This window comes from Caulobacter sp. ALps2 (genome assembly GCF_058681635.1).
The window spans coordinates 2,121,823-2,138,701 of sequence record NZ_CM178743.1 but is presented as its reverse complement, the minus strand read 5'-3'; the positions used below and the strand labels follow the sequence as shown (position 1 = coordinate 2,138,701).

The window sequence follows — 16,879 nt, the reverse complement described above, 5'->3', positions numbered from 1 at the left end:
CGCTTCATCCAGGCGTAGAGTGTTTTACCGTGGGGACGACGATGAGCGACGCGACGAACGCCAGCAGGAAACCGGTCGACGCCGAGAGCGTGCGCGACTTCCTGCGCGTCCAACCCGAATTCCTGCGTCAGGACGAGAACCTGCTGGGCGAGCTGGGCCTGCGGGTCGACGCCGCCAATGTCGTCGACTTCGGCCCGCGCGCCCTGGCCCGCGCCGCCGCCGCCCACAAGCGCGAGGCCAGCGTCCGCCAGGCCATCGAGGCCAACGCCCGCGCCAACTATTCCGCCCAGGCCCAGACCCACGCCGCGGTCATCGACCTGCTGGACGCCCGCAACCACTCCGACCTGGCCCGCCGCGTCGACGAGATGGCCCGGGGCCGCTTCGGCCTGACCGCCGGCGTCGTCGCCCTGGAAGGCCCCGACCGCGTCCCGGCCGGCTGGTACGCTCTGGCCGAGGGTCAGGTCGACATGATCCTTGGCGAGGCGCCGATCGCTCGCATGGGCTTCTTCGCCCCGGCCCTGCCGCTGTTCGGCGAACAGGCCGAGACGATCCGCAGCATGGCCCTGGTGCGCATGGCCATCTGGGAGCCGCGCCGCGAGGCCCTGATCGCCTTCGGCTCCAAGGACCCGGAAGGCTTCACGCCCGACATGGGCACCGAGCTCGTCAACTTCCTGGCCCGCGTGGTCGAGCGCACGGCCGAACGCTGGCCGGTGTTGTGACCAAAGGCGTTGGGAGCGCCCGCCAGGCCTATGCCGCCTGGCTGGACTACCTGACGCTGGAACGCCGGGCCTCGCCGCGCACGGTGCGGGCCTATGGCGACAACGTCATCGCCTATCTGAACTTTCTGGAACGCCACCTTGGAGGCGAAGGCGGCGGCGAGTCCGTCAGCCTGTCGGCGATGGGCGAGATCTCCGCCGCCGACCTGCGCGGCTATCTGGCTTTCCGTCGGCAAGGCGAGGACGCCCTGGCGCCGCGCTCGATCAGCCAGGCCCTGTCGTCGATCCGCGCCTTTCATCGGTATCTGGACCAGCGTCACGGCGTGGCCAACGCCGCCGTCGAACTGGTGCGCGGTCCGCGCCTGAAGATCGGCCTGCCGCGTCCCGTCTCCGAGGACCAGGCCCGCGACTTGATCACCGAGGCCGCCGACGACACCGAGCGCGATCCCTGGGAGACCGCTCGCGACGAGGCGGTGCTGACCCTGCTCTGGGGCTGCGGCCTGCGGATCTCCGAAGCCCTGTCCCTGACCTGGTCCGACGCGCCGCTGGGCGTCTCGATGCGCATCACCGGCAAGGGCGGCAAGACCCGGATCGTGCCGGTGCTGGACGCCGTGCGCGACGCGGTCGCCGTCTATGTCGACGAACTGCCCTTCGTGCTGGGTCCCGATGAGCCGCTGTTCCGCGCCAAGCGCGGCGGGCCGTTGTCGCCGCGCCACGTCCAGGCCTTGGTGCAGACCCTGCGCGGTCGGCTGGGCCTGTCGGACCGCGTGACGCCGCACGCCTTCCGCCATGCCTTCGCCACGCACCTGCTGGGCGCCGGGGCCGACCTGCGGGCCATCCAGGATCTGCTTGGCCACGCCTCGCTGTCGACGACCCAGCGCTACACCCAGGTCGACGCCGCCGGCCTGTTGGCCGCCTACCAGGCCGCCCACCCGAAGGCCTGAGCCCTTTTCCGCCACGTCAGCGAAAACGATGCGACGGAACGTCGCGAGCTTTCACGCACGCCTGAGCATTAACCGCGATTTTACGGCCATCGCGGACTCTAGCCGTGAAAATGCACGCTTTCCGCCGAGCGCTCCCCCCGGCCGCTCGCGAATGAGGCTCCGATGAAGTTCGACGACCTGAAGATTTCCACCAAGGTGGCGCTGCCCGCCGTCATCCTGACCCTGGTCGCCCTGGTTATCGTGGGCTTGGGCGCCTGGCAGGCTCGCAAGGTCGAGGCCAACACCAAGGTGCTGGTCGAGCAGCGCGCCCCGGCCGAGCTGGACGCCGCGCGCTTCAACCGCCGCATCGCCTCGATCGGCTACGGCGCCTATCGCGCGCTGGCCTATGACGGCACGTCGAGCGAAGGCAAGGACGCCAGCGCCGACCTGGACGAGGCTTACAAGGACGCCAAGACGCTGCTGGCCAGCATCAAGAAGTCCGACCCCGCCACCGCGAAGACCGTGGACGGCTTCGCGACGCGCCTGGACCAGATCTACGCCTCGGCCCGCAATGGCGCCGACATGGGCCTGCAGAACCTGAACGACGCCGGCAAGATGATGATGGTCCAGATCGATCCGGACATCGCCAAGCTCACCGATGACGTCACCACCTTCACCAACGGCCACGCCGCCGAAACCAAGAAGATGGTCGAGAAGGCTTCGAAGGAAGCCGCCGCCGGCACCGTGTTCTCGATCCTGTTCGGCCTGATCGCCGCCGGCGGCGCCCTGGTCCTGGCCCTGTGGATCGGCGCCCGCAAGATCGCCGCCCCGCTGGCCATCACCGCCAAGACCATGGAGGTCCTGGCCCAGGGCAGCGTCGACGTCGAGGTCAAGGGCGCCGAGCGCAAGGACGAGGTCGGCGCCATGGCCCGCTCGGTCCAGGTGTTCAAGGACAACGCCGTGGCCCTGCGCACCGCTGAAGCCGCCCAGCAGCGCGCCAGCGCCGAGACGGAAGCCGAGCGCCGCCGCAATCAGGAAATCTCCGAGGCCTCGGCCAAGGAACAGGCCTTCGTCATGGAAGCCATCGCCGGCGGCCTGGCCCGCCTGTCGGACGGCGACCTGACCTACCGCCTCGATCAGCAATTCCCCGACGCCTACAAGCGCCTGCAGAACGACTTCAACGGCGCCATCGCCCAGTTGGAAGAGGCCATGGGCACGATCGTGCAAGCCGCCAGCGGCATCGGCGCCGGCAGTGACGAGATCGCCTCGGCCGCCGACGACCTGTCGCGCCGCAGCGAGCAACAAGCCGCCAGCCTGGAAGAAACCGCCGCCGCGCTGGACGAGATCACCGCCACGGTGCGCCGCTCGTCGTCGGGCGCTCAGGAAGCCTCGCGCGTGGTCGGCTCGACCCGCACCGACGCCGAACGCTCCAGCGTCGTGGTCCGCAACGCCGTCGAGGCGATGAACCAGATCGAGAAGTCGTCGCAGTCGATCAGCCAGATCATCGGCGTCATCGACGAGATCGCTTTCCAGACCAACCTTCTGGCCCTGAACGCCGGTGTCGAAGCGGCTCGCGCCGGTGAAGCCGGCCGTGGCTTCGCGGTCGTGGCGCAAGAAGTGCGGGCCCTGGCCCAGCGCTCGGCCGACGCCGCCAAGGAAATCAAGACCCTGATCTCGACCTCGTCGCAGCAGGTCAATCAGGGCGTCAGCATGGTCGGCCAGACCGGCGAGGCCCTACAGGCCATCGTCGGCAAGGTCGGCGAGATCGACGCCCTGGTCAGCGAGATCGCGGCCTCGGGCCAGGAGCAGGCCACCGGCCTCAACCAGGTCAACGCCGCCGTCAACCAGATGGATCAGACCGTCCAGCAGAACGCCGCCATGGTCGAGCAGTCGACCGCCGCCTCGCACGCCCTGAAGGGCGAGGCCGGCAACCTGATGCAGATGATCTCGAAGTTCCGCGTCGGCGCCTCTGGCGGGTCGGCCAGCGTCTCGACGAGCCGTCGCGCCGCGCCGCGCCCCTCCGCGCCCGCCCCGTCGCGTCCGGCCGCGCCGCCGCCCAGCAAGGCGCCGTCGCTGGCCAGTTCGGCCCACCGTCCGGGCGCCAACCCGGTCGCCGCCGTCCAAGCCAAGCTGGCCAAGGCCGTCGGCGCATCCAGCGACGACTGGGAAGAATTCTAAGCTCCCGTTTTAGTACGCGTACCGCCCGCGTTTAGGGCGCTCCTCCCCTCGAAAGCGTCTGGCCCCGCCTCCCTCTAGGCGGGGCCTTTTTCGTGGGCGCTGTTGGGAACCGGCAACGCTTGGCGGGCGCTGCATCCCGTGCAGCTCACTGACGGATCCAGCCGTGCCTCGCCTCGCCAAAGCCCTCGCCGTTCCGTCGCGTTCGGCGCTCTCGTTCGGCTCCAACATCATCGACTGGCTGACCCTGGGCGTGCTGGGCGCGGCCACCGTCGCCCTGGCGGTCACCTCGCGGCGCGCCAAGCCCGACGACATCGAGCGCCCGGAACCGCGAAGCCTGGCCAGCCGGTCGGCCGATCCCGATGAAGCCGTCCGCGAGCCGGGTCGTGGCCGTCACGCCGAAACGCCGCGAGAGATTCCCCTGCGCGGCTGGACGGACATTCTCCAACGCACCGCCAAGGCGTTCCGCGACGACAGTGTCGCCCTGGTCGCCGCCGGCATGACCTTCTACGCCGTGCTCGCTTTCTTCCCCGGCTTGACCGCCTTCGTCGCCCTCTACGGCCTGTTCGCCAACGTGACGGAGGCGCGCCAGCAACTGGACTTCCTGGCCGGCGTGCTGCCGCCCGACACCGTGCGGTTCATCGGCGACGAGATGATCCGTGTCGCCGGCGCCCATTCCCGCGGCCTGACCTGGACCGCCGTGGTCAGCCTGCTGGTGGCCCTGTGGAGCGCCAACGGCGCGGCCAAGGCCTGTTTCCTGGGCCTCAACATCGCCTATGAAGAGACCGAGAAGCGCGGCTTCCTACGGCTGACCGCCACGACCCTGGCCTTCACCCTGGGCCTGCTGGCCGTGGTGGTGCTGAGCCTGGCGGTGAACCTGGCGCCGGAGCTGGGCTGGATGCGCTGGCCGGCGCTGGTGGCCTCTGTCGCCGTCGGCGTCGCCCTGCTCTATCGCTACGGCCCCAGCCGCGATCCGGCCAAGTGGCGCTGGGTCAGCTGGGGCGCGGGGCTGACGACGATCGTGTGGATCCTGGGCTCGATCGGCTTTTCGCTCTATCTGTCCCACTTCGCCCATTACGACCGCGCCTATGGGCCCCTGGGCGCGGTGATCGGCTTCATGATGTGGACCTATGTGTCGTCGCTGATCCTGCTGGCCGGGGCCGAGCTGAACGCCGAGCTGGAGCATCAGACCTGCCGCGACACCACCACGGGCGCGGACCTGCCGCTGGGCGCGCGCGGCGCCCAGATGGCCGACACGGTCGGCGCGGCGCAGTAGACACGGTTAATGCAGCGGGTCGTTCCGGGCGATCAGCACGGAGACAGGACAGCCGTCGACCGAGCGAGCCACGGCCCGTTCGCCGTGCGCCTTGGGCAGCTTCGACAGGGGCTGAGCCATGAGCGGTTCGGGATGGCTGGCGCGCGACGGCCCGTTGCTATCGCAGCTCACACGCGGCGCCTTCGCCTTGAACGCTTTCACCGGGCGGGCGACCTGCGGAGACCGCATGGTCAGTTGGTCCACCCGCTGAGCCGGATCGAACGGCTTTCGCTGGAGCAGGTGTCCCTTCTGGCCGACGACTGGCGCGACCTCCGGGATGACAACTGACGCGGCCGCCGGGGCGGCTTGCAGCATGGCGGCGAGGGTCAGGGCGGACAGCAACATGGTGGGTCTCCGTTGCCGCCACTCTACGTGCGATTGTCTGACGCGATCATCAACTATCGTAAGGGTCTGTTACGCCTAGCGCGCCGGACCGCTTTGGCGGACTTGGGTGCTGACGGGGCAGCCGTCGACCATGCGGATCACCGTGTGATGCAGCAGGCCGGGCGGCATGCGGTTGAGCGGCTGACCCTTGGCGATCGCGTCGTCACGCGCCTTCATCGCCCGCTGTCGGCATTCTGGCGAGGCGTGGGCGACGGCGACATTGAAAGAACGTTTGGCCTGGGGCGGCGCCGACGGCGCGGGCGCGGCCGGGGCGGCTTGCAGCGCGGCGGCGAACACGAAGGCGGACAGAAACATGGCGGGGCTCCGTTTCCGAAACCCCGCCACGCTACGTCCGATTGCGCGGACGCGATCATTAACGATTGGACAGAAATGCCGGCCCGTTTAGGCCTGCCCCTGTCTTACGCTTGCATCGTCCAGCCTTCGACGCCCATCGACGCCTGACGGAAGGCTTCCGAGCGCGTGGGGTGCGGGTGGCAGGTGCGGGCGACGTCTTCCGACGAACCGCCGAACTCCATGGCCACGCAGATCTCGGCGATCATGTCGCCGACGTTCGGGCCCACGGCGTGAGCGCCCAGGATGCGGTCGGTCTTGGCGTCGGCCAGCACCTTCACGAAGCCGTCGGTCTCGTGGTTGATCTTGGCGCGGCTGTTGGCCAGGAACGGGAACTTGCCGACCTTGTAGGCGACGCCCGCGGCCTTCAGCTCGTCCTCGGTCTTACCGACCGTGGCGACTTCCGGGCTGGTGTAGATGACGCCCGGGATGATGTCGTAGTTCACGTGGCCGGCCTTGCCCGCGATCAGCTCGATGCAGGCCACGGCCTCGTCCTCGGCCTTGTGGGCCAGCATCGGGCCCGTCGTCACGTCGCCGACCACCCAGATCCCGTCGACGCCGGTCTTGTAATGGTCGTTGGCGATGACGCCACGCTTGTCCGGCGTGATGCCGACCGTTTCCAGGCCCAGGCCCTGGGTGAACGGACGACGGCCGATGGCGACCAGAACGTAGTCGGCTTCGATCGTCTGGGCTTCACCGCCGGCGACCGGCTCGTGAGTCAGCTTCACGCCCTTGGCCGAGGCCACGGCGCCGGTGACCTTGGCGCCCAGCTGGAACTTGAAGCCCTGCTTGGTCAGGATCTTCTGGAAGGCGTTGGCGACCTCGGTGTCGGTGCCGGGGATGATGCGGTCGAGATACTCGACGACGGTGACTTCCGCGCCCAGGCGCTTCCACACCGAGCCCAGTTCCAGGCCGATGACGCCGGCGCCGACGACGATCAGCGACTTGGGAACTTCCGGCAGCGACAGGGCGCCGGTCGAGTCGACGATGCGGTTGTTGTCGATCGTCACGCCCGGCAGCGGGGTCGGCTCCGAGCCAGTGGCGATGACGATGTTCTTGGTCTCGAGCACCGTTTCGGCGCCGTCCTCGGCCTTGACCACGACCTTGCCGGGTCCGTCGATGCGGCCCCAGCCCTTCACGTAGTCGACCTTATTCTTCTTCATCAGGAACTCGACGCCCTTGGTCAGGGCTTCGACGCTCTCGGCCTTCTGGGCCATCATCTGGACGAGGTTCAGCTTCGGCTTGACCTCGATGCCCAGCTTGGCGAACTCGCCGCCGCTGGCCGCTTCGTACATTTCCGAGGCGTGCAGCAGGGCCTTCGACGGCATGCAGCCGACGTTCAGGCAGGTGCCGCCCAGCTTGCCGCGGCCTTCGACGATCGCGGTCTTCAGACCCAGCTGACCGGCGCGGATCGCCGCGTTGTAGCCACCGGGACCACCACCGATGATGACGACGTCGTACAGAGCCATGGGTCTTTCGCCTTCAGGACGCGCCGATAGCGGCGCCGGACAAAATATAAGGCCTCGCCGGCCATATTGTCAGACCTCTGGAGGCGCGTGTTCCTTAGAGGGAAGTGGCCCGGAACGGAACCCGCTTTCGACGGGCGCGGCCTTGAAAATCAAGGGAAATGGCCGATCGGCGGCCGGGGGCCGCGACCTCCCGCCGCACTGATCGCCACAAGCTTGACATCACGCCGCCTGGATAGCGCCCCGCGAGCGTGACGTCATATCGGCATGACCTCGCGCGTCCGCCTCCTCGCCGCCTTCGCCGCCCTGGCGCTGACCGCCGGCACGCCTTTGCCCGCCGCCCCGGTCAGGAGCCACGAGATCCCGATCGCCAGCAGCAGGGCCGGCGACACCCTGGCCGTGCTCTATTCGGGCGACGGCGGCTGGGGCGCGCTGGACCAGAAGGTGGCCCGCCACCTGGCCGACAACGGCGTGCCGACGATCGGCGTCAACTCGCTGACCTATTTCAGCACCAAGCGCACCCCCGTCGGCGCGGCCCAGGACCTGGCCGACGCCCTGCGCGCCTATGAGGGTCAATGGGGCCGCAAGAAGGTGGTGCTGATCGGCTATTCGTTCGGCGCCGACGCGCTGCCGGCCATCCTGCCCCAGCTGCCCGCCGAACCGCGCGCCCAGGCCAGCCACGTCGTGCTGATCGGCACGGGCCCAACCGGCGACCTGCGGTTCCATCCCGTCAGCTGGCTGAACCTGGCCGCCCCCGACGCCTTCCCCGTCCGCCCGGCCATCGCCGCACTTAAGGACGTCGAGATGAAGGACGTGAGGATCACCTGCGTCTACGGCGACAAGGAACGGGCGGACATCTGCCCCACCCTGCCCGACACCGAAGTCGCCAAGATCCGCCTGCCCGGCGGCCACCACTTCAACGGCGACTACGCGGCGCTGGGCGAGGCGGTGCTGCGGGCCAGCCGCTAGGCTAGAGCGCCCAGAACCCGGTCGTGGCCCAAAGGCCGAATGCAAGACCGGCGAGGGCAATCGTAACAGCCGTCGCCCGCAGCACCGGGCGGCGCGCCAGCCGGCGGGCCGGGATGAGAAGAAGCGCCCAGGCCCAGCCCATGAGCACGCCGAGCAAGAGAGCCAAGGCCGCTCGCAAACCACCCCTGACCGGATGGGGCTCGACCTCCTGTACTGCCTCGTCGCTCAGCTCGAACTTGGGGGGCGCCGTGCGTAGGGCCTCGATCAAAGCCTTGGCGTCGTCGGCCTCGCTCTCCGGCACCCAGACGCGAAAGCCGCCCATGGCGATGGCCATGGTGAAGTCCGCTCCGCCCCAATGCTCGTTCTGCACCAGCACCGGATAGCCGCCGGCGCGCAATCGCCCGGCCGCGATCTGCGCTTCTTGCAGACCCGCGAAACGGGCGACTTCCACGAGGCTCATGACGGATCCTCATCCGAAGCCCTTTCGGCGATGGGCCTGAGGATCACTCGGTGGCCGTCCCGCGAGATCTCAACTTCCTTGATGTCTTCGGGAAGAAAACCCTCGGGCAAGACGACGAACTGACCGCCGTCTCGCTCAAGCAGCTGAACGAGAACAGGACCCTTGTCGCAAGGCGTCATGGGTAACCTCCGTAGTCTCTACAGAGACTAGGTGGCGTTTCGGATCAGCCAAAGGGAAACTGAGATTTTCGCTCGAAGCCAATGCCTACAGCGGCGCGGGCAGCCCGTACCGGTCCGCCAGCCAGCGCGTGATCGGACGGGCGTCGCTCAGGAACGACAGACCGTTCGCCGACTGGATCTCGCCGTGCGGGCCGGCGTCGGGCGCGGTGTCGCCGAGGATCAGGGCCGGGGCGTTCTGGTGGTCTTCGCCCAGGCGCTCGACCAGGGCCGGGCGTGGGCGGGCGTAGTCGACGCGGACGATGTCGAGGACGTCGCGCAGTCGCGGGAAGGCGGACAGATAGCCTTCCATCATCGCGCAGTCGGGGCAGAAGCGCTGCTGGCCCTCTTTGTCGAAGCCCATCGCCAGCAGGTAGAGGGTGTGCTTGGCCATCATGGACCCCTGAAAGCGAAGAAGCCCGCCGGTGAGGGCGGGCTTCTTGTTGGTTCTTAGAGGTCCAGCAGCAGGCGCTGCGGGTCTTCCAGGGCTTCCTTGACCTTGACCAGGAAGGTCACGGCGCCGGCGCCGTCGACGACGCGGTGGTCGTAGGACAGGGCCAGGTACATCATCGGGCGGATCTCGATCTTGCCGTTGACGACCATGGCGCGTTCCTTGATCGCGTGCATGCCGAGGATGCCCGACTGCGGCGCGTTCAGGATCGGCGTCGACATCAGCGAGCCGTAGATGCCGCCATTGGTGATCGTGAAGGTGCCGCCCTGCATGTCCTCGATGGACAGCTGGCCGTCGCGGGCCTTCTTGCCCAGGACGCCGATGGCCTTTTCGATCTCGGCCAGGTTCAGCGTGTCGGCGTCACGGACGACCGGAACCACCAGACCCTTGTCGGTGCCGACGGCGACGCCGATGTCGTAGTGGTTCTTGTAGACCACGTCCGTACCGTCGATCTCGGCGTTGACGTCCGGGATCGCCTTCAGCGCGGCCACGACGGCCTTGGTGAAGAAGGACATGAAGCCCAGCTTCACGCCGTGGCGCTTTTCGAAGACGTCCTTGTACTGGCCACGCAGAGCCATCACGGCGCTCATGTCGACCTCGTTGAAGGTCGTCAGCATGGCGGCGGTGTTCTGGGCTTCCTTCAGGCGACGGGCGATCGTCTGACGCAGGCGCGTCATCTTCACGCGTTCTTCGCGCTCGTGCAGGGCGCGCGGCGCGGCCGGAGCGGCGACCGGAGCCGGAGCGGCGGCGCGGGCCTCCAGGGCGGCGAGGGCGTCGCCCTTGGTCACGCGACCGTCCTTGCCGGTGCCCGCGACCTTCGACAGGTCGAGGTTGTTCTCGGCGGCGATGCGGGCCGGAGCCGGGCTGACCGGCGCGGCGGTCGGCGCGGCGGCGGCCGGGGCCGGGGCGGCGGCGGGAGCCGGCGCGGGGGCCGGAGCCGGAGCGGCGGCCTTGGGCGCGGCGGCGGCCGGAGCGGCCGACGCGGTCGCGCCTTCGGTCACGATGCCCAGGACCGTGCCCGGAACCACGGTCGCGCCTTCTTCGGCGCCGATGGCCGACAGCACGCCGTCGGCGGGCGAGGCCACTTCCAGCGAAACCTTGTCGGTTTCCAGCTCGACGAGGATCTCGTCCTTCTTCACGGCCTCCCCGGCCTTCTTGGTCCAGCGGGCGACCGTCGCTTCCGTGACGGATTCGCCGAGGGCGGGGGTCATGATGTCGGCCATGGGGCTTTCCGAGTCTTTCTTGCTTGGTCCGGCGGGTTTTTAGCGGAGGATCTTCGCGCTTACGCGAAGGCCTCGTTGAGGAACGTCTCGAGTTCTTTCAGGTGGCGGCTCATCAGGCCAGCGGCTGTCGAGGCCGAGGCCGGGCGGCCCACATAGCGGGCGCGCTTGGCCTTGATGTCCAGCTTGTCGAGCGTCAGTTCGAGCCACGGATCGACGAAGGTCCAGCCGCCCATGTTCTTGGGTTCTTCCTGGCACCAGACCAGGTCGGCGTTCTTGAAGCGGCTCAGCACCTGCATCAGCGACTTCATCGGCCACGGATAGAACTGCTCCAGACGCAGCAGATAGATGTCGTCGCGGCCGGTCTTGGCGCGCTGATCGACCAGGTCGAAGTAGACCTTGCCCGAGCAGACGATGACGCGCTTGATCTGGTCGTCGCTCTTCAGCGTGACGCCGCCGACGTCGCAACCAGCCTCGGCGCCGTCCACCATCACGCGGTGGAAGGTCGAGCCTTCGGTGAAGTCGGCCAGGTTCGAGACGGCGCGCTTGTGGCGCAGCAGGCTCTTGGGGGCCATCACGATCAGCGGCTTGCGGAACTCGCGGTTCATCTGGCGACGCAGGGCGTGGAAGTAGTTGGCCGGCGTCGTGCAGTTGACGACCTGCATGTTGTCTTCGGCGCACGACTGCAGGAAGCGCTCGAGGCGCGCCGAGCTGTGCTCGGGACCCTGGCCTTCGTAGCCGTGCGGCAGCAGCATCACCAGGCCGCTCATCCGCAGCCACTTGCGCTCGCCCGAGCTGATGAACTGGTCGATCACCACCTGGGCGCCGTTCACGAAGTCGCCGAACTGGCCTTCCCACAGGGTCAGGGTGTTCGGGTCGGCCAGCGAGAAGCCGTATTCGAAGCCCAGCACCGCCTCTTCCGACAGGGCCGAGTCGATCACTTCATAGTGGGCCTGGCCGGGACGGATGTTGTTCAGCGGCGTGTAGTGCTCTTCGGTCGTCTGGTCGATGACGTCCGAGTGGCGCTGGGTGAAGGTGCCGCGCACCGAGTCCTGGCCCGACAGACGGACCGGATAGCCCTCGTCGAGCAGGGTGGCGAACGCCAGGTGCTCGCCGGTGCCCCAGTCGATGCCCTCGCCCTTCTCGATCGCTTCACGGCGATTGTCGATGGCGCGCTTGACGGTCTTGTGGGCGTTGATGCGGTCCGGGATCGTGGTGATCTGGCGGCCGATCTCCAGCAGGCGGGTCTTGGGGAAGGCGGTCTTGCCGCGACGCTCTTCGTCGCCCGGCAGGGTCAGGCCGGCCCACTTGCCGTCCAGCCAATCGGCCTTGTTGGCCTTGTAGCTCTTGCCGGCGTCGAATTCCTTGTCGAGGAAGGTCTCGAACTCGGTGACCCAGCCGTCGGACTCGGCCTGGGTGATCACGCCCTCGCCGATCAGGCGGTTGGCGTACAGTTCGCGGGTCGGCGGATGACCCTTGATCTTCGCGTACATCAGCGGCGACGTCATGGTCGGATCGTCGCCTTCGTTGTGACCGAAGCGACGGTAGCAGACCATGTCGATGACCACGTCCTTGCCGAACTTCTGGCGGTACTCGGTCGAGACCTTGGCGGCGAAGACAACGGCTTCCGGATCGTCGCCGTTCACGTGGAAGATCGGGGCCTCGACCATCAGGGCCATGTCGCTGGGGTACGGCGACGAGCGCGAGTAGCGCGGGCTGGTCGTGAAGCCGATCTGGTTGTTGACGATGAAGTGGATGGTGCCGCCCGTGCGGTAGCCCTTCAGGCCCGACAGGGTGAAGCACTCGGCCACCACGCCCTGGCCGGCGAAGGCCGCGTCGCCGTGCAGCAGCAGCGGCAGCACGTGGCCGCGACCGGCGTCCGGCGTCTCGCGCAGCAGGAAGGCCTGCTTGGCGCGGGCCTTGCCGATCACGACCGGGTTGACGATTTCCAGGTGCGACGGGTTGGCGGTCAGCGACAGGTGGACCTTGTTGTCGTCGAACTCACGGTCCGACGAAGCGCCCATGTGATACTTCACGTCGCCCGAACCCTCGACGTCCGAGGGGACCGACGAGCCGCCTTGGAACTCGTGGAAGATCACGTGGTAGGGCTTGCCCATCACGGCGGCCAGCACGTTCAGGCGACCGCGGTGCGGCATGCCCAGGACGATGTCCTTCACGCCCAGCGCGCCGCCGCGCTTGATGATCTGCTCCATGGCCGGGACCATGGCCTCGCCGCCGTCCAGGCCGAAACGCTTGGTGCCGGGGAAACGCTTGTGCAGGAAGCGTTCGAAGCCCTCGGCCTCGATCAGCTTCTTCAGGATGGCGACCTTGCCCTCCTTGGAGAACACGATCTCCTTGTCGCGCCCCTCGATGCGTTCCTGCAGCCAGGCCTTCTCGGCCGGGTCGGAGATGTGCATGTACTGGATGCCGACGTTGTCGCAGTAGGTGCGGCGCACGATCGACAGGATCTCGCGGATCGACGCGGTTTCCAGGCCCAGCACGAAGTCCAGGAAAATGGGACGGTCGTAATCGGCGTCCGAGAAGCCGTAGGTGGCCGGGTCCAGTTCCGGGGCCGGCTTCGGCGGCTCCAGGCCCAGCGGGTCGAGGTTGGCGGCCAGGTGGCCACGCATCCGGTAGGCCCGGATCATCATGATGGCGCGCAGACTGTCCAGCGTGGCGGCGCGGACGGCTTCGGCGGAAGCGCCGGGGGCCTTGCCCTCGACGGCCTTGGCGATCTTGGCCTCGACGGCGGGGGCGACGCTGGCCCACTGGCCATCCAGAGCCGACAGCCAGTCGGGACGGACCGACGGCACTTTCTTGGGCGTCCAGGCCGGATCCCGCGCGGCGCGCTTAACCTGGTCGGCCTGTTCCTGCAGGCTGGCGAAGAAGGCATTCCACGAAGGATCGACCGATCCAGGGCTCTCCGCCCACTGGGCGTAGAGGTCTTCCACGAACGCCGCGTTGGCGCCGTAGAGGAAGCTGGTCTCGGTCAAGACCTGATTGATGATGCCTGCGTCGTCCGCCATCTTCTTCGCCTTAGATCCGCTGCCTTTACGGGAGCGCTACCGCAAGCCCGTAAATATAGTCTCTCAATCACCCGGGCGCCCGTCGTGTTGGCGGGGCCCAGGTGATTTTTTCGGATCGTCGACTGGCGGTCGCAAAAAACCTGGGCCCCGCGCGAGGCGGGGTTTCGGTATCTTCTTCTAGCCCTTCAGGACTTCAAGCAGGGTCTCGCCCAGCTTGGCCGGCGACGGCGAGACGCGGATGCCCGCCTCTTCCATCGCCGCGATCTTGTCCTCGGCGCCGCCCTTGCCGCCCGACACGATGGCGCCGGCGTGGCCCATGTGACGACCGGGAGGAGCCGTGCGGCCGGCGATGAAGCCGACCATGGGCTTCTTGCGGCCACGCTTGGCTTCGTCCTTCAGGAACTGCGCGGCTTCTTCTTCGGCCGAGCCGCCGATTTCACCGATCATGACGATCGACTTGGTGGCTTCGTCGGCCAGGAACAGTTCCAGCACGTCGATGAACTCGGTGCCCTTGACCGGGTCGCCGCCGATGCCGACGGCCGTGGTCTGGCCCAGACCAGCGTTCGTGGTTTGGAACACCGCTTCATAGGTCAGGGTGCCCGAACGCGACACGACGCCGACCGAGCCTTCCGAGAAGATGCCGCCCGGCATGATGCCGATCTTGCACTGGTTGGGCGTCAGGACGCCCGGGCAGTTCGGGCCGATCAGGCGCGAACGCGAACCGGCCAGGGCCTTCTTCACCTTGACCATGTCCAGCACCGGAATGCCTTCGGTGATGCAGATGATCAGCGGGATCTCGGCTTCGATGGCTTCCAGGATCGAGTCGGCCGCGAAGGGCGGCGGGACGTAGATCACCGAGGCGTCGGCGCCGGTGTGGTCCTTGGCTTCGGCGACGGTGTCGAACACCGGCAGGCCGATGTGGGTTTGACCGCCCTTGCCGGGCGTGACGCCGCCGACCATCCGCGTGCCGTACGCGATGGCTTGTTCGGTGTGGAAAGTGCCCTGAGCGCCGGTGATGCCCTGGCAGATGACCTTGGTTTGCGAACCGATCAGAACCGACATTTAGCGGGCGCCCTTCACAGCGGCGACGATCTTCTCGGCGCCGTCAGACAGATCGTTGGCGGCGATGACGTTCAGGCCGCTTTCCGAGATGATTTTCTTGCCGAGTTCGACGTTGGTGCCTTCCAGACGGACGACCAGCGGAACCTGGAGACCGACTTCCTTCACGGCGGCGATGACGCCTTCCGCGATGATGTCGCAGCGCATGATGCCGCCGAAGATGTTGACCAGGATGCCCTTCACGGCCGGATCGGCGGTGATGATCTTGAAGGCCGCGGTGACCTTCTCCTTCGAAGCGCCGCCGCCGACATCCAGGAAGTTGGCCGGCTCGGCGCCGTACAGCTTGATGATGTCCATGGTCGCCATGGCCAGGCCGGCGCCGTTGACCATGCAGCCGATTTCGCCGTCCAGGGCGATATAGGCCAGGTCGTACTTCGAGGCTTCGATTTCCTTGGGGTCTTCTTCGCTCTCGTCGCGCAGTTCCTTGATGTCCGGATGACGGAACAGCGAGTTGCCGTCGAACGACAGCTTGGCGTCCAGGACCTTCAGGTGATCGTCAGCGGTGACGATCAGCGGGTTGATCTCCAGCATGGCCATGTCCTTGGCCATGAACGCCGTATAGAGCTGGTTCAGCAGCGAGGCGGCTTCCTTGGCGAGACCGCCGGTCAGGCCCAGAGCCTTGGCCAGGGCGCGCGCGTGGGTCGGCCACACGCCGGTCGCCGGGTCGATGGTGAAGGTGTGGATCTTCTCGGGCGTCGAGTGGGCGACGTCCTCGATGTCCATGCCGCCTTCGGTCGAAGCGACCACCGAGACCTTGCTCGAGGCGCGGTCAACGAGAAGCGACAGGTAGAATTCCTTGGCGATCGCAGCGCCTTCCTCGATGTAGAGGCGGTTGACCTGCTTGCCCTTGGGGCCCGTCTGGTGGGTCACCAGCACGCGGCCGAGCATTTCCTCGGCGTTGGCGCGGACCTCTTCGACCGACTTGACGACGCGGACGCCGCCCTTGGCGTCGGGGCCAAGGCCCTCGAACTTGCCCTTGCCACGGCCACCGGCGTGGATCTGGCTCTTCACGACGAAGACCGGCGTGCCCAGCTTTTCGGCGGCGGCGGCGGCTTCATCCGGCGTGAAGGCGGCGAAGCCGCGCGGCACGGGAGCGCCGAACTCGGCGAGTACGGCTTTGGCTTGATGTTCGTGGATGTTCATGTGGGCCCGGTCTCGACGACGGCTTTCTGAAATGTGGCCGGGTTATAGGAGCGCTATTTCGCAGGCGCAACCGCGTGACGACGATAAGGTGAAGGCTTGCGCGCTTATCTTATCGGATAGGACAGCGTCGCCACCGGTTTGGGCGGCCCTGGCAAGGGAAGCCCTTGACCCGACGAAACTGTTACCGGTCACAATTTTATGTCGAACAACAACTGTCCACCGGTGTCAGAGCGACTGTTCCAGTTGTCGGCCGCTATGTCAGCGTTGTCGGCCCGGGTCCTTGAAGAAGATCAGGATCAGTGACAGCACCGCGACCGCGTCACGATCCTTCGAACCCTTGGGCGGCAGGTAGGCGGTCGGCTGCATGGCGGCCAGGTCCACGCCGCCGATGTCGACCCCGTCGCGGCTGAACATGTAGCCGATCGTCGCCCCGCCGCCGATCGGCATGCCGCCGACCTGCTCGGTGCGGGCCCGTACGCTGACGCCCCCGAAGCGCAGCTCCGCCGCGCGCTGGGGCTGCTGCAGGTTTTTTAGCAAGCCGCCGCCCTTGGACTGGGCCAGGGCGAAGGAGGCGTCCGAGCCCGCGCCGGGACCGCTGATCGTGCAGAAGAACCGCAGTTTGTCGCGATCGAAGGTGATCCAGCCCAGGCCCAGGCGGCTCTGGCCGCCGCCGCAGACGACCTCGACCGGACCCAGGCCCGGCCCGTTGACCGTCATCTCGACGCTGGCCTTGCCGCCCTCGAAGACGCCGGTGACCGAGCTCTTGCTGCTCTTGACCGTGGCGTTGCCGTCGTACTCGCCCAGCTGGAAGCCGGGCCGAAACAGGCTCGGCCCCTTCTTGCCCGACAGCTTGACCTTCTCGGTCCCGGCGGGCGCGGCGGCCTGGGCCGGGACGGTCGCCACAAGACCGATGGCCAGAGACAGCGCGATGGTGACGGATTTCATG

General features: G+C 67.6%; 15 protein-coding genes. 5 read left to right on the top strand and 10 right to left on the bottom strand.

All coding sequences use genetic code 11. From position 1 onward, the window contains the following. The first annotated feature begins 41 nt into the window (after positions 1–41). The 4 genes from ACW173_RS10220 to ACW173_RS10205 all read left to right on the top strand — a co-directional run bounded on the left by ACW173_RS10220 (position 42) and on the right by ACW173_RS10205 (position 5,090). The gene (locus ACW173_RS10220; RefSeq protein ID WP_492085093.1) at positions 42–719 is read left to right on the top strand and encodes a DUF484 family protein; all 678 of its coding nucleotides are present in this window, start codon (positions 42–44) and stop codon (positions 717–719) included. Further along, on the top strand, positions 716–1,660 hold the full coding sequence (locus ACW173_RS10215; RefSeq protein ID WP_492085090.1) for a tyrosine recombinase XerC: 945 nt from the start codon (positions 716–718) through the stop codon (positions 1,658–1,660). Before ACW173_RS10220 ends, ACW173_RS10215 begins: the two co-directional genes overlap by 4 nt. Positions 1,661–1,822: 162 nt before the next feature. Then, positions 1,823–3,817 carry a methyl-accepting chemotaxis protein gene (locus tag ACW173_RS10210; RefSeq protein ID WP_492085089.1) on the top strand — a complete coding sequence of 665 codons (1,995 nt, stop codon included), beginning with the start codon at positions 1,823–1,825 and terminating at the stop codon, positions 3,815–3,817. 163 nt (positions 3,818–3,980) lie between these two features. Further along, positions 3,981–5,090, top strand: a complete 1,110-nt coding sequence (locus tag ACW173_RS10205; RefSeq protein WP_492085087.1) for a YihY/virulence factor BrkB family protein — start codon at positions 3,981–3,983, stop codon at positions 5,088–5,090. 6 nt (positions 5,091–5,096) lie between these two features. Here ACW173_RS10205 and ACW173_RS10200 read toward each other — a convergent pair whose 3' ends face one another. The 3 genes from ACW173_RS10200 to lpdA all read right to left on the bottom strand — a co-directional run bounded on the left by ACW173_RS10200 (position 5,097) and on the right by lpdA (position 7,333). After that, on the bottom strand, positions 5,097–5,474 hold the full coding sequence (locus tag ACW173_RS10200) for a hypothetical protein (RefSeq protein ID WP_492085085.1): 378 nt from the start codon (positions 5,472–5,474) through the stop codon (positions 5,097–5,099). Between the two features lie 75 nt (positions 5,475–5,549). Continuing rightward, entirely contained in the window at positions 5,550–5,828 is a 279-nt protein-coding gene (locus ACW173_RS10195; RefSeq protein ID WP_492085083.1) for a hypothetical protein, read from the bottom strand. Between the two features lie 104 nt (positions 5,829–5,932). After that, the gene (lpdA, locus tag ACW173_RS10190) at positions 5,933–7,333 is read right to left on the bottom strand and encodes a dihydrolipoyl dehydrogenase (RefSeq protein ID WP_492085082.1); all 1,401 of its coding nucleotides are present in this window, start codon (positions 7,331–7,333) and stop codon (positions 5,933–5,935) included. A gap of 264 nt (positions 7,334–7,597) precedes the next feature. Between lpdA and ACW173_RS10185 the strand changes: the two genes are divergently transcribed. After that, entirely contained in the window at positions 7,598–8,299 is a 702-nt protein-coding gene (locus ACW173_RS10185; protein ID WP_492085080.1) for an AcvB/VirJ family lysyl-phosphatidylglycerol hydrolase, read from the top strand. A gap of 1 nt (position 8,300) precedes the next feature. Here the strand turns inward: ACW173_RS10185 and ACW173_RS10180 are convergent, their stop codons facing one another. The 7 genes from ACW173_RS10180 to ACW173_RS10150 form a co-directional block, all read right to left on the bottom strand. Next, positions 8,301–8,759 (bottom strand): putative signal transducing protein, encoded by a 459-nt coding sequence (locus ACW173_RS10180; protein ID WP_492085079.1) that lies wholly within the window; start codon positions 8,757–8,759, stop codon positions 8,301–8,303. A 264-nt stretch (positions 8,760–9,023) separates the two neighbouring features. Then, positions 9,024–9,368, bottom strand: coding sequence for a DUF3088 family protein (locus tag ACW173_RS10175; protein ID WP_492085077.1), 345 nt, complete (start codon positions 9,366–9,368; stop codon positions 9,024–9,026). A gap of 56 nt (positions 9,369–9,424) precedes the next feature. Continuing rightward, entirely contained in the window at positions 9,425–10,648 is a 1,224-nt protein-coding gene (gene odhB, locus ACW173_RS10170; RefSeq protein WP_492085076.1) for a 2-oxoglutarate dehydrogenase complex dihydrolipoyllysine-residue succinyltransferase, read from the bottom strand. A gap of 59 nt (positions 10,649–10,707) precedes the next feature. Continuing rightward, entirely contained in the window at positions 10,708–13,671 is a 2,964-nt protein-coding gene (locus tag ACW173_RS10165; RefSeq protein ID WP_492085074.1) for a 2-oxoglutarate dehydrogenase E1 component, read from the bottom strand. 177 nt (positions 13,672–13,848) lie between these two features. Continuing rightward, positions 13,849–14,733: a succinate--CoA ligase subunit alpha gene (gene sucD / locus ACW173_RS10160; protein WP_492085073.1), complete on the bottom strand. Its 885-nt coding sequence runs from the start codon at positions 14,731–14,733 to the stop codon at positions 13,849–13,851. Next, entirely contained in the window at positions 14,734–15,933 is a 1,200-nt protein-coding gene (gene sucC, locus ACW173_RS10155) for an ADP-forming succinate--CoA ligase subunit beta (RefSeq protein ID WP_492085071.1), read from the bottom strand. 258 nt (positions 15,934–16,191) lie between these two features. Then, on the bottom strand, positions 16,192–16,878 hold the full coding sequence (locus tag ACW173_RS10150; RefSeq protein ID WP_492085069.1) for a hypothetical protein: 687 nt from the start codon (positions 16,876–16,878) through the stop codon (positions 16,192–16,194). Position 16,879: the final 1 nt, after the last annotated feature.